Origin of the sequence: Paenibacillus lutimineralis (assembly GCF_003991425.1) — a bacterium.
GTDB lineage: Bacteria > Bacillota > Bacilli > Paenibacillales > Paenibacillaceae > Fontibacillus > Fontibacillus lutimineralis.
In genome coordinates, this window is record NZ_CP034346.1 from 5076457 (window position 1) to 5095664 (window position 19208).

The following is a 19208-nucleotide window of genomic DNA, read 5'->3' on the forward strand; positions in this document are numbered from 1 at the left end:
GGTTAATGGGAGTTTCTTGTTTGTTCATAATACCAAATTGGATCATATTAGGAATTTTAAAAGGACCTCACCCCGCAGCAAGCGGAGTAAGGTCCTAGTGTATAACTCACTATAAGTAGTCTGTTCAGGCAGATTGCCCGAGACTGCTATATTATTTTGCAGCTACAGGAGGCTTAGTTGCCACCTTAATATGCAGTTGCTCCAGTTGAGGCGTATCTACCTCGGATGGTGCATTCATGAGTAGATCGGTCGCACTTGCCGTCTTAGGGAATGCAATCGTCTCACGCAGGTTGGAGCGTCCAGCCAGCAGCATGACCAGGCGGTCGAAACCGAAGGCGATACCGCCATGTGGCGGAGTACCATACTCGAACGCATCCATCAGATATCCAAATTTGTCCTTCGCTTCTTCCGGCGACAAGCCAATTGCGTTGAACATCTTCTCCTGAACATCGCGCTTAAAGATCCGCATCGAACCGCCACCTACTTCATAGCCGTTCAATACGAGGTCATAGGCTTGAGCCAGGATTTTGCCTGGGTCTGTATCGAACAGTTCCAGATCTTCTTCGCGCGGACGGGTAAACGGATGGTGCTCAGCTACATAACGCTTCTGTTCTTCATCCCAGCCCAGCAGTGGGAAGTCCACTACCCAAGCGAATTTATAGACATTGTCATCGATCAGGCCAAGATCGCGTCCGATCTTCAGACGAAGTGCACCAAGCACATCGGCAACAACCTTCTTGTTATCTGCGGAGAAGAGCAGCAAGTCGCCTTCTTCAGCTCCTGTACGCTCTTTCAGAATCTCGATTTCTTGCTCGCTCAAGAACTTCACGATCGGTCCGCGGAACGTTCCTTCCTTAACCTGTACCCAAGCCAGACCTTTGGCTCCATAGCGTGCCGCATAGGGTCCAAGATCATCGATATCCTTACGGCTCCAGGTTCCGCAGCCCTTCGCGTTAAGGACTTTAACCTCTCCGCCCTTCTCAATAACGGAGGAGAATACCTTCACACCGCTGGTTGCGACGATATCGCTAACGTCAACGAGTTCCAGACCAAAGCGAAGATCTGGCTTGTCAGAGCCATATTTGCCTATAGCATCGGCATAGGTAAGACGCTGGAACGGAGTCTCAATATCGATCCCCTTCGTCTCTTTGAACAGACGAACAACCAGCTTCTCCATCATTTCCAGCAGCTCATCACGCGACAGGAATGAAGTCTCAATGTCCACCTGAGTGAATTCCGGTTGACGGTCAGCACGCAAGTCTTCGTCACGGAAGCAGCGGGCGATTTGATAATAGCGCTCAACACCACTCACCATAAGAAGCTGCTTGTACAGCTGCGGAGATTGCGGCAGAGCGAAAAATTCACCAGCATGCACACGGCTAGGTACCAAATAATCGCGTGCGCCTTCTGGAGAGCTCTTCGTCAAGATCGGAGTTTCCACTTCGATGAAGCCTTCCCCATCGAGGAAATCACGGAATACCTTAGCTGCCTTGGAACGGAGCCAGAGTGTCTTCTGCATTTCAGGACGGCGCAGGTCCAAATAACGATATTTCAGGCGCAGTGATTCATCCACTTCCACTCCATCTTCGATGAAGAATGGAGGTGTCTTCGCAGCGTTCAACACTTCAATCTCTGTAATTTGCACCTCGATGTCGCCGGTTGGCATATTCGGGTTGATCGTCTCGGCGTCACGCTTCACTACTTTACCGCTGACAGCAAGGACATATTCGCTGCGCACTCTGTCAGCAATACTCAAAGCCTCGCCGGAATAAGCAGGGTTGAATACGATTTGAACCAGGCCGCTGCGGTCACGCAAATCGATGAACAGCACGCCACCCAAGTCGCGACGGGTCTGAACCCAGCCGTTCAGCGTAACTGTTTCTCCAATGTTTGCGGCGCTAAGCGTTCCGCATTGATGAGTACGTTTCATGATATAAATATCTCCTTTGCCATTTTTTAAGGTTGTTCAAAAAGTCCACTTTTGATCACGAAGTAATACTGAAAGCATATTTGACATCGAATCTTGAATTCAGCCGGGCCTTCCGATGCTCACGTAGGTTTGGCATACGTTCCGCTTCTTTCGTCCCTAGCTTCATTCAAGCTTCTCGGTGCTGAAAATCGGACTTTTTGAACACGCATTTTTATGAGTAAAAGCTCAATTGAAGCTCTTGATCATTTCATTATTTCTTCAATTCATTGGCCAGATCGTCCAGTTTGACATTACGCTGTTCTCCGGTCTCCATCGATTTCAGCATAATCTCACCTCGCTCTAGCTCGTCATCACCGAGAATCGCTGTGAACTTAGCCTGCATCCGATCTGCCGATTTCATCTGAGCCTTAATCTTACGCCCCAGATAATCGCGGTCCGCCGAGAAGCCTGCCTGACGCAGCTTGGCTGTCTGGATCGTAACTTCCTTATCGGCCGCTTCGCCCAGTGATACGAGATAAATATCAAGCGGTCTGATTCCGCTGATCCCAATCTCCTGTTTCTCCAGAATCAAAGCGATGCGCTCCAGACCGATCGCCATGCCGATACCCGGCTGATCCGGACCGCCCACTTCACTGACAAGTCCGTTATAACGTCCGCCGCCGCCAATCGTATCAATCGCACCGATCCCCTGAGCCTTATATTCAAACGCTGTGTGCGTGTAATAATCAAGTCCACGTACAAGACGAGGATTAATGACATACTCAACCTCCATCGCGGTGAGCAGCTCTTGTACCTTGGCAAAATGCGTCGTGCACTCTTCATCCAGACTATCCAGAATCGAGGGGGCATTCACAAATTTACCTTGATCTATTTTGCAGTCGAGAACGCGTAGCGGATTACGCTCCATACGGGACTGGCAATCCTTGCAAAGCGTATCCTTCATTGGTGTGAGGAAATCAAGCAATGTCTGACGATAAGCAGCCCGACTCTCCGCATTTCCTACCGAGTTAATCTCCACCTTAACATCCTGAAGGCCGAGCTCACGGCAGAACTGATAACCGAGCGCCACTACTTCAGCATCAATCGCCGGATCTGTCGCTCCGAACGCTTCGATACCAAATTGGTGGAACTGTCTTTGTCTTCCGGCCTGCGGGCGCTCATATCGGAACATCGGCCCGATGTAGTACAGCTTGCTCACATCTGGCTCTCCGTACAGTTTGTTCTCCACATAGGCTCGTACAACCCCGGCAGTGCCCTCCGGACGCAGTGTCATGCTGCGGTCCCCTTTGTCCGTGAAGGTGTACATTTCCTTCTCAACAACGTCTGTCGTCTCACCGACGCCACGTTCAAAGAGTGAGGTCTGTTCAAATATCGGTGTACGAACCTCTCTGTAGTTATAACGCCGACATAAATCGCGCGCTTTCTCTTCGATGAACTGCCATTTTTCCACCGTGCCCGGCAACAAATCCTGTGTACCTGTCGGTTTCTGAAAAGCCATAATATCGATCCTCCATCGTTATGAATTGCTCGAAAATAAAAAAACTCCCGCCCCTGTCATCTATAACAGGGACGAGAGAATATATTTTCATATTGCCCGTGGTACCACCCATATTCCGAATACGTGCAAGGAATCCGCCCCACATACAACACTCAGTACTGTACGCGTAACAAACCTGCCTGCATTCGCTCCATACGGTTAACGCCCGTTCCACGCTGCACGTCTACTAAGCACTCCTCGCAATAACCATTGCAAATGCCTTTCGTCGCCAGTTCTCGGGGAAGTCCTTCCTTCAATCATCAACCAGAATCCTTCCAGCCAGCTGCTTCAATTGCTACCAAACGGTGATACCGCCATACAGCATATTGAACAGTCAGGGATTCTTCTCTGTGGGTGTGGGGCTGAAGTACTCGTCCCGTCATCAAATCGCTATAAATGTTGCTCATACTCAAACTAATATATATTTTTTGATTTTAATTAACTAATGCGACAAAGTCAAGTCCCCTATACAAGAAAAAAACCTGTTACCAACGGGGTACAGGTTCAAAAGGTATATATTAAAAAGGGGGTCATGTCTTTATTATAAACAGGCTATGTTAAAGGACTGTGAAGCGAATGTTACAGTTAGATTACAAAAATCACATATCAGCCGGTTCAATATAGGCCCCCAAAGACCGCAATTTAAGGACGACACGCTCATACTGATCATCGCTTACTTTAGCGCTCAGCGCATACTGGAATTGGTCCGTATCATCCGCTACTGCATCATCCAGTGCATCGTCTCTAACTGCATTTCCATGATCAGCATCCGCGCTATTGCTTCCATCCAGATCACTGCGTACATCGCCATCCCTCATGTCAACGACATGGAATAATCCTTGGGCAGACATCGTCCCAGGTCCGGTGGCAACTGTAAAGCCGTTGTTACTCATCGGGTAGAAGGCAGGAGCAGACCAATCGCTGCGAGCTACCGAGTCGGACAATCGCCCGACCTCAACGTCATCGGCCTGGAAGGCCATCAAGCTTGCTCTGGCTCCTTCAGCCTCATCCTCATTATGAAAATAAGCTTGAATATGTTTGGACATCCTTGTTCACTCCCTTATAGAGGTTGCTTCAAAATATAACGAACAATACATCGCATGACTATACGGTAATTGCTTAACGACGCGGCAGATATTCGCTAGAAGGTCTGAAATCCCGCAAAGATTCGAACTCATCCTTCTGTCCCGACTTCGCTAGCTTTCCAGCCTCATTACAGCTCCCTACCGGGATGTGTGAGAGACTCTGCCATATTTTTGATTTTAAGGATTGGCGCATAACAAACAAGCTCCCTCACTGATCTTCTATGCGGCAAATGCTTGTCCAACAAGTCGCCATGATTGAACCCAATCTCGGTAACTTTATTGAACTCTCTACATAGAAGGGTATCCAGTGAAGGAGCCCTTTATCCGTAATATACAGCGGTGGCTAACTAACGATCAAGCGCTAGGGCTGTCCAGCACAATGGTAACAGGTCCCCAGTTCGTCAGAGCGACGTCCATATTGGCACCAAATTGGCCAGTCTCCACCACAAGACCTTTCTCACGCAGCATCTCATTGAAGCGGTTATAGAGAGGCTCAGCCTGTTCTGGTCTGGCAGCAGCGATGAAGCTTGGGCGCTTGCCCTTACGGCAGTCACCATAAAGCGTGAACTGCGATACCGACAAGATAGCTCCTCCGATATCTGTAACGCTAAGATTCATCTTCCCTTCCTTGTCTTCAAAAATCCGCAATCCCGCGATCTTCTCAGCAAGATAAGCGGCTCCTTTGTCCGTATCCTCATGCGTAATTCCGACCAGCAGCATAAGGCCTTGCCCGATTGAGCCAATAACTTCACCCTGTACCGTAACACTAGCTTCTTTACACCGTTGTAAGACGACTTTCATTTCTGCATTAACTCCGTTCTTCTTGAAATTACAGGTTCAGAATAAGCTATTGCATGATCCGATGAACTGTATAGACATCCTTAACACGCTTGATCCTCTCGACGACGGACTGTAAATGATCTGTGTTACGAATGAGGATAGTCATATGAACCTGGGCCATTTTGTTCTTATCCGAGCGCCCTGACACCGCAGAAATATTCGTCTTGCTCTCCGATACTGCCTGAAGAACTTCATTTAGGAAGTTGCGCCGATCATGACCCGTGATCTCGATATCAACACTATAGTTGGCTTCGATCGCTCCAACCCATTCTACTTCGATAATACGTGCTGCCTCTTCGCCGTCTCCGTCATGAGGAATATTCGGACAGTCACTGCGGTGTACAGATACGCCCCGTCCCCGAGTGATGTATCCAACGATTTCGTCCCCCGGAACCGGATTACAGCATCTCGCGAAGCGAACGAGCAGGTTATCGATCCCCTTCACGACAACGCCATTGGTCGGACGAGATTTACGGGCCTCTGGCCCCGGCTTCACTTCTTTGATCTCCGAAGTGAGCTCGATGGAATTGCTCTCTTCCTGCTCCTTGCGCAGCTTCTCTGTGAGCTTGGTGCATATTTGTGCTGCCGTAATCCCACCAAATCCGATAGCCGACAGCATATCATCGATATCATTGAAAGAGTATTTCTTTGCGGCATCCAACAATTTATCGTCCGTCATCCATAACGATGCATCAATACCGGCGCGCTTCAGCTCACGTTCAATCGCTTCGCGTCCCTTTTCAATATTCTCCTCGCGCTTCTCTTTCTTGAACCATTGCTTAATCTTACTTCGGGCATGGGAAGACTGCGCGATCTTCAGCCAGTCCTGACTTGGTCCGTAGGAATGCTTCGAGGTCAATATCTCGACGATATCCCCTGTCTTCAGCTGGCAATCCAGTGGAACAATCCGCCCGTTCACCTTGGCACCGATCGTTCGATTGCCAACCTCCGTATGGATGCGATATGCAAAATCGAGCGGAACAGAACCCGCGGGCAGTTCAATGACCTCTCCGGAAGGGGTGAACACGAACACCAAATCGGTGAAGAAGTCCATCTTAAGGGATTCCACGAACTCGGAAGCATCCTTGGCTTCATGCTGCAGCTCAAGAATTTCATTAAAGAACGTCATCTTATTCTCCGGACCACCCGCATAGCTGCCTTCCTTGTAGGCCCAATGCGCCGCGATCCCATACTCTGCCGTTCGATGCATTTCCCAGGTACGGATTTGTACTTCTGTCGGCTCACCATTCGGCCCAACTACGGTCGTATGGAGCGATTGATACATATTCGCCTTAGGCATTGCGATATAATCTTTGAAGCGCCCAGGCATCGGTTTCCATAAAGTATGGATAATTCCAAGGGTTGCGTAGCAATCTTTAATATTGTTCACGATAATACGAATAGCAAGCAGATCATAAATCTCATTAAACTGCTTGTTCTTCGTCGTCATCTTCTTATAGACACTATAGATATGCTTAGGGCGGCCCAATAGATCAGCTTCTACCCCCATTTCCTCCAGCTTTTCTGTAATCCGCCCGATCACGTTCGCAATATATTCTTCTCGCTCTGCCCGTTTCTTGCGCATTAAATTGGCGATCCGGTAATACTGCTGAGGGTTTAAATAACGCAGCGCAATATCTTCCATTTCCCATTTAATGGCCGAGATACCGAGTCGATTTGCGATCGGACAGAAAATTTCCAGTGTCTCATAGGCAATACGACGCTGGCTCTCTTCTGATTGATATTTCAAGGTCCGCATATTGTGAAGACGGTCGGCAAGCTTAATCACAATCACGCGAATATCCTGCGCCATAGCTATAAACATTTTGCGATAATTCTCATTCTGCTGCTCTTCCTTGGAACGGAACTTAATCCGTTCGAGCTTAGTCAGACCATCAACCAGCAAGGCGCATTCCGTGCCGAATTGATTCTCGATCTCCTTCAAGGAGACGGTAGTATCCTCCACCACATCATGAAGAAGCGCTGCAATAATCGACAAAATGTCCATTTGCATGCTAACGACGATATCCGCCACCGCCAAAGGGTGCAGAATATACGGTTCTCCGGATTTCCGTAACTGGCCATGGTGGGCCTGTTCCGCGAAATCATACGCCTCCCGAATACGAGGAAGATCCGGTTCTTTTATATAGGCGGACGCCTTTTCAAGTAATCGCTCTATGCCCATTGAATCCAGTCCGAGTCCTTTCTATATATAAATCTAGATTGAGATTTGTACGTTAGAGGGCACTATACCCCCAATTTTGATTTCCTATAATTATGACTCTTACATACCTTGCCGTCAACTATTGAGTCATCTATTTTAGCTGCTTGTGGAAGGTTGTACTGAATCTGTCCGACAGGTTCCAACTATTTTCCCGTTTATTTGAAAATAATGTTTCATATTTGGGAGGAATTAACCCCCATACTGACGAATATCCATATAGCAGAAAATCTCGATTTTATATCTTAATTAGGAGGAATCCCATTCTTATGAACAATGTGAATGTCGATCCATCCTCGACCGGGTTAGACCCAAAAGTGGCCGGTCTTCTATGTTATGTATTCAGCTTCATTTCAGGTATCATCTTCCTCGCTATCGAGAAGAAAAGCCAATTTGTTAAGTTTCACGCGGCCCAATCCCTCATCGTCTTTGGCGCCTTAACACTAATTAATATTATTCTAGGCTTCATTCCGATTATCGGGGCGATCATTGCTTTTATTGTTTGGCCGCTTTCTTTTGTGCTATGGATCGTGCTTATGCTCCTTGCCCTGCAAGGGAAGCAGACGAAGTTGCCTATCGTCGGCGATTACGCCGAACAGCTCAGCAGAAGCTTCTAAAGGTAGTTCAAAAAGTCTGCTTTTGATCACGAAGTGAATCAGGAAGCAATTCGGCATCGAATCTTGAATTCACCCGGCTCTTCTGGTGCTCACGTACAAACTACATAAAATCTCTTGAAACTGGGTCCGGATTTGCAGAAATGCAAATACCGGGCCTTTTTTTGCTTCTGTGCTTCTAATTACCTGCGATATACGATTGAGAATATTCAACTTTACACGGGGGATTCTGAAGGATAGCGTGACTCGGCTAAATTTGTTGTTGAAAAATGTCAGGATTGTCCTTATCATATTAGGGATGCCTTAAGAACGTTAAATAAAATAGAGGAGTGACCCTGCTTGCAACGTGAAATTCAAGTTAATGAGAAAGTTCCTTTCGGGCCTGGCGTACTGTTAAGTATTCAGCATTTATTCGCCATGTTTGGCAGTACAGTTCTAGTACCGAATCTATTCGGTGTAGATCCGGGCATGATCCTGCTGATGAACGGAATTGGCACCCTGCTCTACATTCTTATCTGTAAAGGCAAAATTCCTGCCTATCTTGGATCAAGCTTCGCCTTTATCGCCCCTGTTAGCCTGGTACTCAAAGAATACCCGGGCAATGGATATTCACTTGCTTTGGGCGCTTTCATCATTACCGGTCTTATTTTCATCCTTGTAGGATTACTCGTAAAATATGCTGGAACCAAGTGGATTGATGTTGTATTCCCACCAGCCGCTATGGGCGCTATCGTAGCATTAATCGGTCTTGAATTGATTCCAGTAGCTGCCGGTATGGCAGGATGGATCTCTAAAAATCCTGGAGAAGCATTTACTCCAAATGCTACCAGTATTACTCTGTCACTAGTAACTCTAGGTGTAACCATTCTCGGTGCAGTACTCTTCCGCGGCTTCCCTAAGATCATTCACATTCTGATTGGCATTGTGGTCGGCTATATCCTCGCTCTAATCCTCGGTGAAGTGAATACAGGAGCAATTGGCGCCGCAAAATGGCTCTCCATGCCGACTGTAACGACACCTCAATGGAACCCGGCAGCCATTATTACGATCATCCCAGTTGCACTGGTCGTTATCGTCGAACATATCGGTCACTTGCTCGTTACTGGCAATATTGTCGGTAAAGATCTATCAAAGGATCCAGGACTGCATCGATCCTTGCTGGGGAACGGTATTTCTACCGTATTATCCGGGTTTGTCGGCTCCACGCCAAATACAACCTATGGTGAGAATATCGGTGTTATGGCATTAACCAAGGTGTACTCCACGTACGTAATCGGTGGAGCTGCAATCTTTGCCATCCTTCTCTCGTTCTCAGGCAAATTCTCGGCCGTCATTGCCAATATACCTGAACCGGTTATGGGCGGAGTATCGTTGCTCCTGTTCGGCGTCATCGCCGCTTCCGGTCTTCGTATCTTCGTTGAACAGAAGGTCGATTTCTCCAAGGCTACAAATATGATTCTAACTACCGTCGTATTTGTGGTCGGACTTAGTGGCGCTACATTGAAATTCGGAAATGTGCAATTGAAAGGCATGGCGCTTGCCACGATCGTAGGTATCGTGCTCAGCCTGTTCTTCAAGTTCATCCAGCATTTCGGCCTCTCTAACGAGAAGGAAGACGCTGCTTAATTTTATAATATAGACAAGGGCGGTCTCCCAGTAGTGAACTACTACTCTGGAGACCGCCCTTGCTGTATCATAAAAAGGTTGAATTCAGGCGCACCTGATTAATAATCATATTTTGCGAGAGAGAATACACTAATGTCCGGCAGCTTCGCACGCCCGTTCAACTCGCTTAGCTCTATTAGGAAAGCCGTGCCTACAACATTGCCGCCTAGCTCGCGAACGAGATTGACAGAGGTTGCGATGGTGCCGCCCGTTGCCAGCAAATCATCAGCGATCAATACGTTCTGTCCAGGCTTGATGGCATCCTTATGCATCGCTAATTTATCTTTGCCATATTCAAGATCGTAGCCAACCTCAATTGTCTCATATGGTAGCTTGCCGCTCTTGCGTATCGGTACAAAACCAACTCCTAGCGCATAAGCTAGCGGAGCTCCTACAACAAAACCGCGGGCTTCCGGTCCAGCGATGACATCGATCTCCAATTCGCTTACCATCTCTTTAATCGCATTGATTGCTTCCTTGTATTTCTCACCATCATTCAGCAAGGTCGTAATGTCCTTGAAGCTGATGCCTGGCTGTGGGAAGTCAGGAATGACGCGAATATACGGTTTTAAATCCAACAAAATCTCCTCCATCAAAATAAAATAGACTTCAGCGTAAGACTTGAACAAAATTCAATACTATGAAACCCCCTGCAATTGACAGGTGATCCATTCCGTAATTTGTGGCACTTCTTCATGAAGCAATATTTGCTCCATCTCGGCAAGCAGACCCAAGCTTTGATAGCCCGATGCCGATTCTAACGGACGTTTAGATGGCGCAGAATTTACTGTAATCCGTCCTTCACCTCGAACGATGAAATCCAATTCTACAAATATATCCAGAATAAAATATAACATACGGCGAGAGATTCCAAAACGGGACATTAATTCAGCAATGACCCGTTCTTCCAGGCATTCATCCTGGCCAGCATATTTCCTGAGAAATATATAGACCTGCTTGAAACGCTCCCGCGACGGGGCTTCGATCGTATCTACCGATGAGCGTGGATGAAGCAGAAATACCCGTTCCAGATTAACAAAGCTAGTTAACATTTTATTCCAAATATCCGCCGAATCCGGCAATTCTATTACAAATAATGTTTTTACTGTAACCGCATCGCCACGATCCGATTCAGACCTGCCAGGGCTAATCCCCTGTTCCTGGTCATAGACCCAGACCGAAGTTCCCTCCAAATGGCCAACAGCGAGCAAATCAGCTCTACGACTAGAGACCGCAGCCATCGATCCTGCACTGCAATATGAAGTCTTCAAGATGCCCTGCTGCAATTCCTCGATTTTAGTACCAGGGTCCAGTGGATCGCGATAATCAAACACCTGCAGATGCGGAATCGAAATATCCTGAATGAATAGCTGCGGTTTACGCTGACCGTTCCATTCATTGATCCCGGCTTCTACAACCAGATCAACTCTCGCTTCCGGTGTTAAAAGCTTGAATATTTCCCCTTTTCCAAAAGCAACGGCCTCTATCATACTTCCATCCTGACGGATCGTCAACTTCAAATGCTTGCCATCCTTACCCATCTGCCTATAATCGAGCAGTTCAGCGCCACGAACGAGCAAACGTGGGGAAGGATTCCCCATGCCGAATGGCGCTAATTGGGCCAATTGTTCAATCACTGGCAGCGTGATCTCTCGCAATCTGCATTCGAGATCCGCCTGTAGGGAGGGGATGAAATGCTCCGGCCTAAGTACGTTCCGAGCAAACTCATTCAGCCTCTGTTCGAACTCCTCCAGACGGTCTCTATGCAATGACATACCTGCCGCGGAAGGATGTCCACCATAATGATCAAGCAGCGCATCGCAATACGTTAAGGCTTCATAGATATCAAAACCCGGGATGGAACGCGCCGACCCTTTGCACTCTCCGGTAGCAACATCAATGCCCAGCACCAAAGTCGGACGGTAGTATCGTTCTAGTATTTTAGAAGCTACAATGCCAACTACTCCGACATTCCAGCCCTCTCCAGCAACTACTAGCACATCCGGTAGCGTTCCAGCAGCTTCTTTTGCCTCAATTCGTTTGAACGCTTCACCTACGATATCATCGACAAGCTGCTGTCGCTCCCTATTGAGCAAATCCAGCTTCTCTGCCAAGTCCTCTGCCACTTCCATGCTCGTTGCGGTTAGTACGTCGAGCGCGCTGAATGCATGGCTCATCCGCCCTGCCGCATTGATACGTGGTGCTAGACCGAAGGCTACATTCGTAGAGGTCACTTCCCCCTGATTCCATCCGGCAGTATGAAGTAAGGCTGAGATACCTGGGAAAGAAGAAGCTGTCATCTGCTCCAGCCCCATGCGGACAAGTACTCTGTTCTCGTCCGTCAACGGCATCAGGTCCGCTATGGTTCCTAAGGCTACCAGCTCAAGCCATGCAGCGGGAGTGTCCTTACCTAGCAGAGCATAGGCCAGCTTATATGCAACACCTACGCCAGCCAATCCTTTGAACGGATAAGGGCAATAAGGAAGCTTCGGATTGATCAGCGTATAAGCTTCTGGCAGCTTTGCCGGTGGCTCATGATGGTCGGTTACAATCACGTCAATGCCTAGCTCAGCAGCATAAGCGATCTGTTCCACTGCGCTAATTCCGGTATCTACCGTAACGATCAGGCTGACTCCATTGTCATGAGCCTGCTTGAGAACATGATTATGTAATCCATAACCTTCCTTGGAGCGATGCGGAATATAGAATTCAAAGTTCGCCTGCAGCGTTCGCATCAGCTCAATCATAAGAGCAGTTGACGATAGTCCGTCCGCATCATAATCCCCGTATATCAATATCCGCTCCCCGGCGTCCACCGCCTTGCGGATTCTTGGAACCGCTTCCTCGATTCCACTCATCTGATATGGATCATGCAGTTCCATTAAGGAGTGATCCAGAAATTTCGAAGCATCCTCGGAATTGGAAATTCCCCGCGTCACTAACAGTGATGCCAGCAGAGCCGGAATCTCTAACTGCTGTTGCAGTTGACGAGAGGCCTCCAAGTCATAAGGAGATATATTCCAATGGTATTTCGATTGAAGCAATGACTTTACACCCTCTTTCTCCAGTCGATCCCCCGATATTGATTACAAAGTGAAACAGGAAGTATGATTGGAAGTATTATTGCAGCAGGTTCGGCATATCGTCATTCGCCCCGAGCTGATTGCTCTTATAGGGATAGCCGGGATCATAAGGTAGAACAAGAATACTGACATCATTCACATGAGAGAAGCGATGCATGAGCAGTACCTTGGCTCTATTGGCGATATCATTTGCCTCTGTCACCGTAATCTGCGGATTTACGCTAATCTTAGCGATAACCCTCACATAGTGCCCCTGCTCTTGTGCACGCAAATCTTCGACGGTAATAATTCCATGGACGCGCTGAACGGTCTCTATGAGTCGTTCTGTATCCTCTCGGAACAACGTTGTAGTCAACGTACTGTTAATCACCCTACGAACCATAATATAGGCTCTGTAGGCTATGAGAATAGCCACGATGATTGCCATGATCGGATCGAAATAGAGCATCATCGGTATATCCAGAGCATGACCCGCCATCGCACCGAACACACCCAGCATGACGATTATTGAGCAGTACAACGAATAACGGTGGTTCTCGACATAAGCTTCGCGCTCTTTCTCAGCCCGAGTAGATGAAGACCGATACTGTATCTGAAAAATAAGTTCCTTCATGACGAGAGAGACAACCACAACGACACCAGCTACATAACCAGGCGCAAGGATATCTCCTTCGAAAATCGCCGTTACCGTCGTGATCATCGTCTGCATAGCACCTAGCAAAATCAAGACAGCTATGAATACAGCAATAGGAAGAAACGATTTCGCCTTCTGAGCCGGGTCCTGTCGGGAAAGTGGTGATTTGTGCTCATAGAATCGTCTCCATGCATCCGTTAACGAAGAACTGACTGTAGTTAAAATTTCAGCTAAAGAGAATAATGCATCTGCCAGCAGAGCATAGCTATTAAACAATATTCCTATGATTCCTTTTAATGCTGTTAGAGCAAAATTGCTTGCCATACTTACTGCAGCGATGGAATCACCAGCAGCAGTTTGTTCGCGTCTCATGATATCCCCCCCTGAAACCCGAGAACTAATTAAGAATGATAGAGCCGCGTCGTAAACGACGCGGCTCTTCATACCCAGCAACAATACTTCTCTCTATATAATCGCTTAAGCCGCCTTAGCCGGTTTTTTCTTTTCTCTTACTTTAAGCACAAACCACAATGGGCTAGCGATAAAGATGGTCGAATAAGCCCCGAGCACAAGACCGATCGTCATAGCAAGTGAGAACATTTTAATCGATTCCCCGCCGAGCAAGAACAGGAAGAATGCTGCGATGAATACAGTCAAGACCGTATAAATCGAACGCATGATCGTCTGAGCAATACTGTGATCGACGAGTTCTTTGAGATCATCTCTGGTCTTCAGTTTGGCGAATCGCATATTTTCACGAATCCGGTCAAAGATAACGATCGTATCGTTGATAGAATAGCCGATGATCGTAAGTACGGCAACGATAAACGTAAGATCGACCTTGAGCTGGAAGATGGAGAATATCGCTATGACCAGAATTGCATCATGCAGCAAAGAAATAACAGCTGCTATAGCAAAACGCCATTCAAAACGGATACTTACATAAATAATAATCCCTAAGCACGCAATAAGAACCGCTTTAATCGCATTTTGCGCCAGCTCCTTAGCCATTTCCGTATCTACGGTATTAACCTCAAATGCTGCACTCTCATCGAGCTTGCTTATTTCTTTCTTCAACGCTACATCCTGATCTTCATTGAGAACCTTCGTGAAGCGGATGCTTATCCGCTCCTCCCCAACATTAATGGTTGTTCCCTCTGCAATGTCGAGATCCTTGACAACAGATTCAATCTCGCCCTTTGAAATCGACTTCGAGACCGTCACGTCTACGTTGGAGCCAGATTGAAAATCTACACTATAATTCAATCCAAAAAAGGATAGAGACGCTACGCCAAGTACGATTAAAGCAATCGATATGGCGAAGAAATATTTACTTAGATGGACATAATCCAGTCTTTTAATGCTCTTATCAAAGTGCACGAATCTCACTCTCCTTAACCCCGAAGTATTTCGGTTTCATCAGCTTACCAGCCTTGAGCAGCAAGTTAAGGAGGAACCGGACGAAGTAAACATTCGTTGCGATACTAAGCACGATTTCCACGATGAGCACAAGGGCAAACCCTTTAACTGATCCAGTTCCGTAAATATACATCACGATAGCTACAATAATCGTCGTAATGTTGGAGTCCAAAACCGTACGGAGTGAATGCTTGCCGCCTGCTTTTACGGACGACATCACGCTCTTGCCGCTCCTGAGCTCTTCTCTTATCCGTTCGTTGGTAATGATATTGGCATCGACGGCCATCCCGATCCCGAGAATGATCGCGGCAATCCCCGGTAGAGTCAACGTGAAGTTCGCCCACGCGAACACCGCAATCAAGAGCCAAGTGTGTAAAATCAATGCAAAGCTAGCAATAAGTCCAGGTGCCCGGTACATTCCGACCATGAACACTAAAATAAACACGGAGCCAATCAAACCTGCTTCAATCGTAGACTTCAGCGATTGTTGGCCAAGGGTTGCTCCAAGGCTCTGCGAATATTTCTCATGAAGCTTCAAAGGCAAGGCGCCAAGGTTGATAACATCGCGAAGCTCTTTTGCTTCATCCATACTGCCCCCAACGCTGATTGACGCTGTTCCATCGGTAAGAACGGCTTGTACAACTGGCGCTGAGATCAATTCATCATTCATATAAATAGCAAGTGGTTGACCGAGCAAACGTTTCGTTATTTCAGCAAATTTATCTTTACTCTTCACCTTGATGCTTACCTGCGGCTTATTCATATTATCGAACTGAAGCGCAGCGCCATTCTCGGCAAAGTCGGTACCGATCATTTCGATCTTGTTATATTCGTCTGCGTTTTTCTCAGTTCCATCCTTACTACGGAACGTCAATTCCGCAGGCTCCTTCATCATTTTACGCACTTCTGCTTCGTCGGTCACACCGGCCAATTTCACACGAATCCGGTTCGTGCCTTCCGTAGTAACTTCCGGCTCACTCGTACCGAGCTTGTTCGCACGCTTCTCTAAGCTTTGCGCTGTTTTGACGAGCGATTCTTTTGTTACTTTAGCCCCAGCCTCCAAAGGCGAAGCCTCGTACAAAATCTCGAATCCGCCCTTCAAGTCCAGGCCGAGACGCATGCTTTTCAGTAAACCAGGGGTTGTCCAACCCATCAGGGCTGATACGACAACCACGACGGTTATGAATGCCACTATTCTTTTCATCCCGTACTTCGATCCCCTTTCAATTCTCAATATTCCTATTATAGCTAGGCAGGAATCGACCGTCAATTTAACGAATTTTGTCATTTTTATTACGATCGACTCTTATACCTGTGTTCAGAAAGATCATTTTTTAGTGATAGAGCACAAAAAAGACCCCTTAATCTAAATGGGATCCACGAAAAGCTGAAATCGTCAAATAATTCATAAAATGGGTTATCTTCAAAGAAAGGATATCATTTACCAATTGATGCAATGGCGGAAAGCCATTCTTTTCATACTTCTGGCTGACACAGCTCCATATTTCCTCTTCAGTCACATGTTCATAACCGATCATTCGGAATTCTTCCACTTTGCTGCGGCACAAATTCTCGATCGTCTCAAACAGTTCCTTCCTCGTGTAATCCTCTTCAGCCATCCTGGTGCCTCCTTCCTCATCCCCATCTAAATAACATTCTACTTCATTTTTCCGATTCCTGCTTGATAGAATTATTGAATTATAATCGGACTTTTTGAACTTCCTCTTAAAGACAAGTCATGAATTGGGACAGGACCAGCATATGGTTAATTAACATTGATATTCGTAGAGGCTTATTTAGGGAGAGAGGGAATCACTTTGAATAAACAAACCTTTATCCAGGGCACGATGATCCTGCTCTTGGCAAGTGTTGTTAATCGTATTCTCGGCTTCATTCCGCGCATTATGCTTCCAAGGATCATCGGTACAGAAGGCGTTGGCTTGTATCAGCTCGGCTATCCCTTTTTCTTGGTGATTGTTACCCTCATAGCGGGCGGCATTCCGCTGGCCATTGCCAAGCTGGTGGCCGAGGCAGAGTCGGCGGGGAATCCACAGCGATCTGCTACTATTTTACGGACAAGCCTGGTCTACGCGACGGCAGTCGGATTTCTATTTACGTTCATCTGCCTCTTCGGGGCCCCTTGGGCAAGCCGCTATATTCTCACAGACCCACGGGTCTATCACACCTTTATCGCGATGAGCCCAATGATCGTCATTGTCGCTGTGTCTTCCGTCTATCGCGGGTATTTCCAAGGGAAGCAGAACATGGTCCCCTCCGCCGTCTCATCAGTCACAGAGACCATTGCAAGAATTGTCTGTGTCCTCTTATTCTCCTACCTGTTCCTTCCTTTGGGAATCGAGTATGCCGCAGCTGGAGCGATGCTTGGAGTCGTATTCGGGGAGATTGTCGGCCTCGTAGTCTTGCTATGGCAATATAGCCGTATACGCCGGAAAAATCCATCCAATGCTGCAACGGCTCCCGTCGTCATAGGGCAACAGGACAAGAACTCCTTTTTCTCACAGATCTGGCAGATCCTCAAAGTGGCTATTCCAGTAACTGGTGGTCGCTTAGTTGGTTCGATGTCTTACCTGTTAGAGTCCATTATTACAGCACGCAGCCTCGCCATAGCTGGAGTCGCCACAGCCATCGCCACCTCTCAATATGGCGCGTTACAGGGGATGATCATCCCGCTCCTGCTGCTGCCGGGCGCATTGACCTCTTCGCTTGCCATATCACTTGTTCCTTCTCTGGCGGAAGCTCAGGCCAAAGGGGATATGCGAACGATTCATCTAAGACTTCATCAATCGATCAGGCTGGCGCTAGTGACCGGCGCACCTTTTGCAGCGATCATGTATGTCTTGGCCGAACCGCTCTGCCAGCTTCTATACGACAACGGGAGTATCGCAGGAATGCTGAAAGTTATGGCTCCGATCGCCCTCTTCTCCTATGTGCAAGCCCCGCTGCAAGCCACACTACAAGCACTAGACAAACCTGGGCGGGCATTGATCAATACTTTAATCGGGGCTACCGTCAAGCTAGTTCTCATCTATTATCTCGCCTCGAACCCTAGCATGGGCATTTACGGAGCTATTTTCGCGATCATTATCAACATTGTTGTCGTTACTATACTGCATGGCTTCAGCGTCTCACGCGCGCTTCGCTTCCGATTTCCCTTGCTTGATATTTTAAAAGTCGCTTGTCTGATGATCATCATGAGCGGGGCCGCAGCCTATCTCTATAACGAATTACTTACTATCTCAAGTAAGGGATTTCGCTTCATCATTACCTCACTGATCGCTGTAGTGATCTACTTAATCCTGTCCGCAGGCATGAAACTGATAGATTGGCATGATATTAGCCGAATTCCAATTTTACGGAGATGGATTAAGAACTGAACAACTGACATACTTCTGAGTTGTCATAACCTCCCCTGCTTGACCATAAAATAATATCAATAGAGGTTGTTCAAACACGAAGTGAATCAAGAGGTATCCCTACGTCGAATCTTTAATTCAGTGGGGACTAAGCAGATGCTTAAGAAGTTATGTTTCCTACGAAACCATTTCAGGTGCTCACGTAGGTTTTGCCTACGCTCCGCTCCTTTCGTCCCTGACTTCATCCAACTGAAGCGTTTCGGAGAAACGTACATCGGAAGCATAAGTTTCGGTGCTGAAAACCGACCTTTTTGAACATGCACTATTAATAGGAATGGAGGAACGCGTCATGAATTTCATCCGCCGCATCGTTTCAATCCGTATTTCCCATCCGACCATATCCGGGCTGTGGTACGCTTTTCTCTGGATGATGATCGGCGCTCTCGTACTCTCTCTGCTTCTACAGTCCAATATGCTAGAGGAGCAGGAGCTTGGCTTGTATACTTACATCGTTCATTCCATAGCTATCCTATTCGGAGGACTAGTCTCCGGCAAGCGCGCTCAGATGAAAGGTATGTACCAAGGCTGCATCACAGGTCTAATCTATGGAATTCTCGTATTTGTAATCAGTTTCCTAGCCCTCGACAGCTCGATTCAGCTTGCTACATGGCTCTTACTGCTGCCAGCACTGATCATCGGCGCGATCGGAGGTGTATTTGGAGTCAATTTGAATAGACGTTAGCGGATACAAAAAAAAAAGAGCCTGAATTTAGGCTCTTTTTGTTATTCACTCAAGGATTAACGGA

The 19208-nt window shown here is 47.3% G+C and carries 15 protein-coding genes; 4 read left to right on the forward strand and 11 right to left on the reverse strand.

Translation table 11 applies throughout. The features are described from left to right. Nucleotides 1-151 precede the first annotated feature (151 nt). From aspS to EI981_RS22505, 5 genes are all read right to left on the reverse strand, one after another. Nucleotides 152-1930: an aspartate--tRNA ligase gene (aspS, locus tag EI981_RS22485; protein ID WP_127002073.1), complete on the reverse strand. Its 1779-nt coding sequence runs from the start codon at nt 1928-1930 to the stop codon at nt 152-154. Between the two features lie 250 nt (nt 1931-2180). After that, nucleotides 2181-3428, reverse strand: coding sequence for a histidine--tRNA ligase (gene hisS, locus EI981_RS22490; RefSeq protein WP_127002074.1), 1248 nt, complete (start codon nt 3426-3428; stop codon nt 2181-2183). 638 nt (nt 3429-4066) lie between these two features. Next, entirely contained in the window at nt 4067-4513 is a 447-nt protein-coding gene (locus tag EI981_RS22495) for a hypothetical protein (protein ID WP_127002075.1), read from the reverse strand. A gap of 393 nt (nt 4514-4906) precedes the next feature. After that, nucleotides 4907-5353: a D-aminoacyl-tRNA deacylase gene (dtd, locus tag EI981_RS22500; protein ID WP_127002076.1), complete on the reverse strand. Its 447-nt coding sequence runs from the start codon at nt 5351-5353 to the stop codon at nt 4907-4909. Nucleotides 5354-5399: 46 nt separating this feature from the next. Next, on the reverse strand, nt 5400-7577 hold the full coding sequence (locus EI981_RS22505) for a RelA/SpoT family protein (protein ID WP_127002077.1): 2178 nt from the start codon (nt 7575-7577) through the stop codon (nt 5400-5402). Between the two features lie 305 nt (nt 7578-7882). On the opposite strand from EI981_RS22505, the gene EI981_RS22510 reads away from it, so the two are divergent. Together EI981_RS22510 and uraA are read left to right on the forward strand one after the other, a co-directional pair. After that, nucleotides 7883-8230: a DUF4870 domain-containing protein gene (locus tag EI981_RS22510; RefSeq protein ID WP_127002078.1), complete on the forward strand. Its 348-nt coding sequence runs from the start codon at nt 7883-7885 to the stop codon at nt 8228-8230. 336 nt (nt 8231-8566) lie between these two features. Next, on the forward strand, nt 8567-9853 hold the full coding sequence (gene uraA / locus EI981_RS22515; protein WP_127002079.1) for a uracil permease: 1287 nt from the start codon (nt 8567-8569) through the stop codon (nt 9851-9853). Between the two features lie 98 nt (nt 9854-9951). Here the strand turns inward: uraA and EI981_RS22520 are convergent, their stop codons facing one another. The 6 genes from EI981_RS22520 to EI981_RS22545 form a co-directional block, all read right to left on the reverse strand. Then, nucleotides 9952-10470, reverse strand: a complete 519-nt coding sequence (locus EI981_RS22520) for an adenine phosphoribosyltransferase (protein WP_127002081.1) — start codon at nt 10468-10470, stop codon at nt 9952-9954. A 60-nt stretch (nt 10471-10530) separates the two neighbouring features. Then, entirely contained in the window at nt 10531-12936 is a 2406-nt protein-coding gene (gene recJ, locus EI981_RS22525) for a single-stranded-DNA-specific exonuclease RecJ (RefSeq protein ID WP_127002083.1), read from the reverse strand. A gap of 76 nt (nt 12937-13012) precedes the next feature. After that, nucleotides 13013-13981, reverse strand: a complete 969-nt coding sequence (locus tag EI981_RS22530) for a cation diffusion facilitator family transporter (RefSeq protein WP_162616249.1) — start codon at nt 13979-13981, stop codon at nt 13013-13015. A gap of 105 nt (nt 13982-14086) precedes the next feature. Continuing rightward, nucleotides 14087-14998, reverse strand: coding sequence for a protein translocase subunit SecF (gene secF / locus EI981_RS22535; RefSeq protein WP_127002088.1), 912 nt, complete (start codon nt 14996-14998; stop codon nt 14087-14089). Further along, nucleotides 14979-16232, reverse strand: coding sequence for a protein translocase subunit SecD (secD, locus tag EI981_RS22540; protein ID WP_127002090.1), 1254 nt, complete (start codon nt 16230-16232; stop codon nt 14979-14981). The genes secF and secD overlap by 20 nt, the downstream gene beginning before the upstream one ends. A gap of 157 nt (nt 16233-16389) precedes the next feature. Beyond that, nucleotides 16390-16647, reverse strand: coding sequence for a post-transcriptional regulator (locus EI981_RS22545; protein ID WP_068779809.1), 258 nt, complete (start codon nt 16645-16647; stop codon nt 16390-16392). A gap of 198 nt (nt 16648-16845) precedes the next feature. Here EI981_RS22545 and spoVB point away from each other — a divergent pair, with 198 nt between their 5' ends. Beyond that, nucleotides 16846-18423: a stage V sporulation protein B gene (gene spoVB / locus EI981_RS22550; RefSeq protein ID WP_127002092.1), complete on the forward strand. Its 1578-nt coding sequence runs from the start codon at nt 16846-16848 to the stop codon at nt 18421-18423. Nucleotides 18424-18751: 328 nt separating this feature from the next. Then, complete coding sequence (locus EI981_RS22555) at nt 18752-19144, forward strand: TIGR04086 family membrane protein (RefSeq protein ID WP_127002094.1); 393 nt, start codon at nt 18752-18754, stop codon at nt 19142-19144. Nucleotides 19145-19208 lie beyond the last annotated feature (64 nt).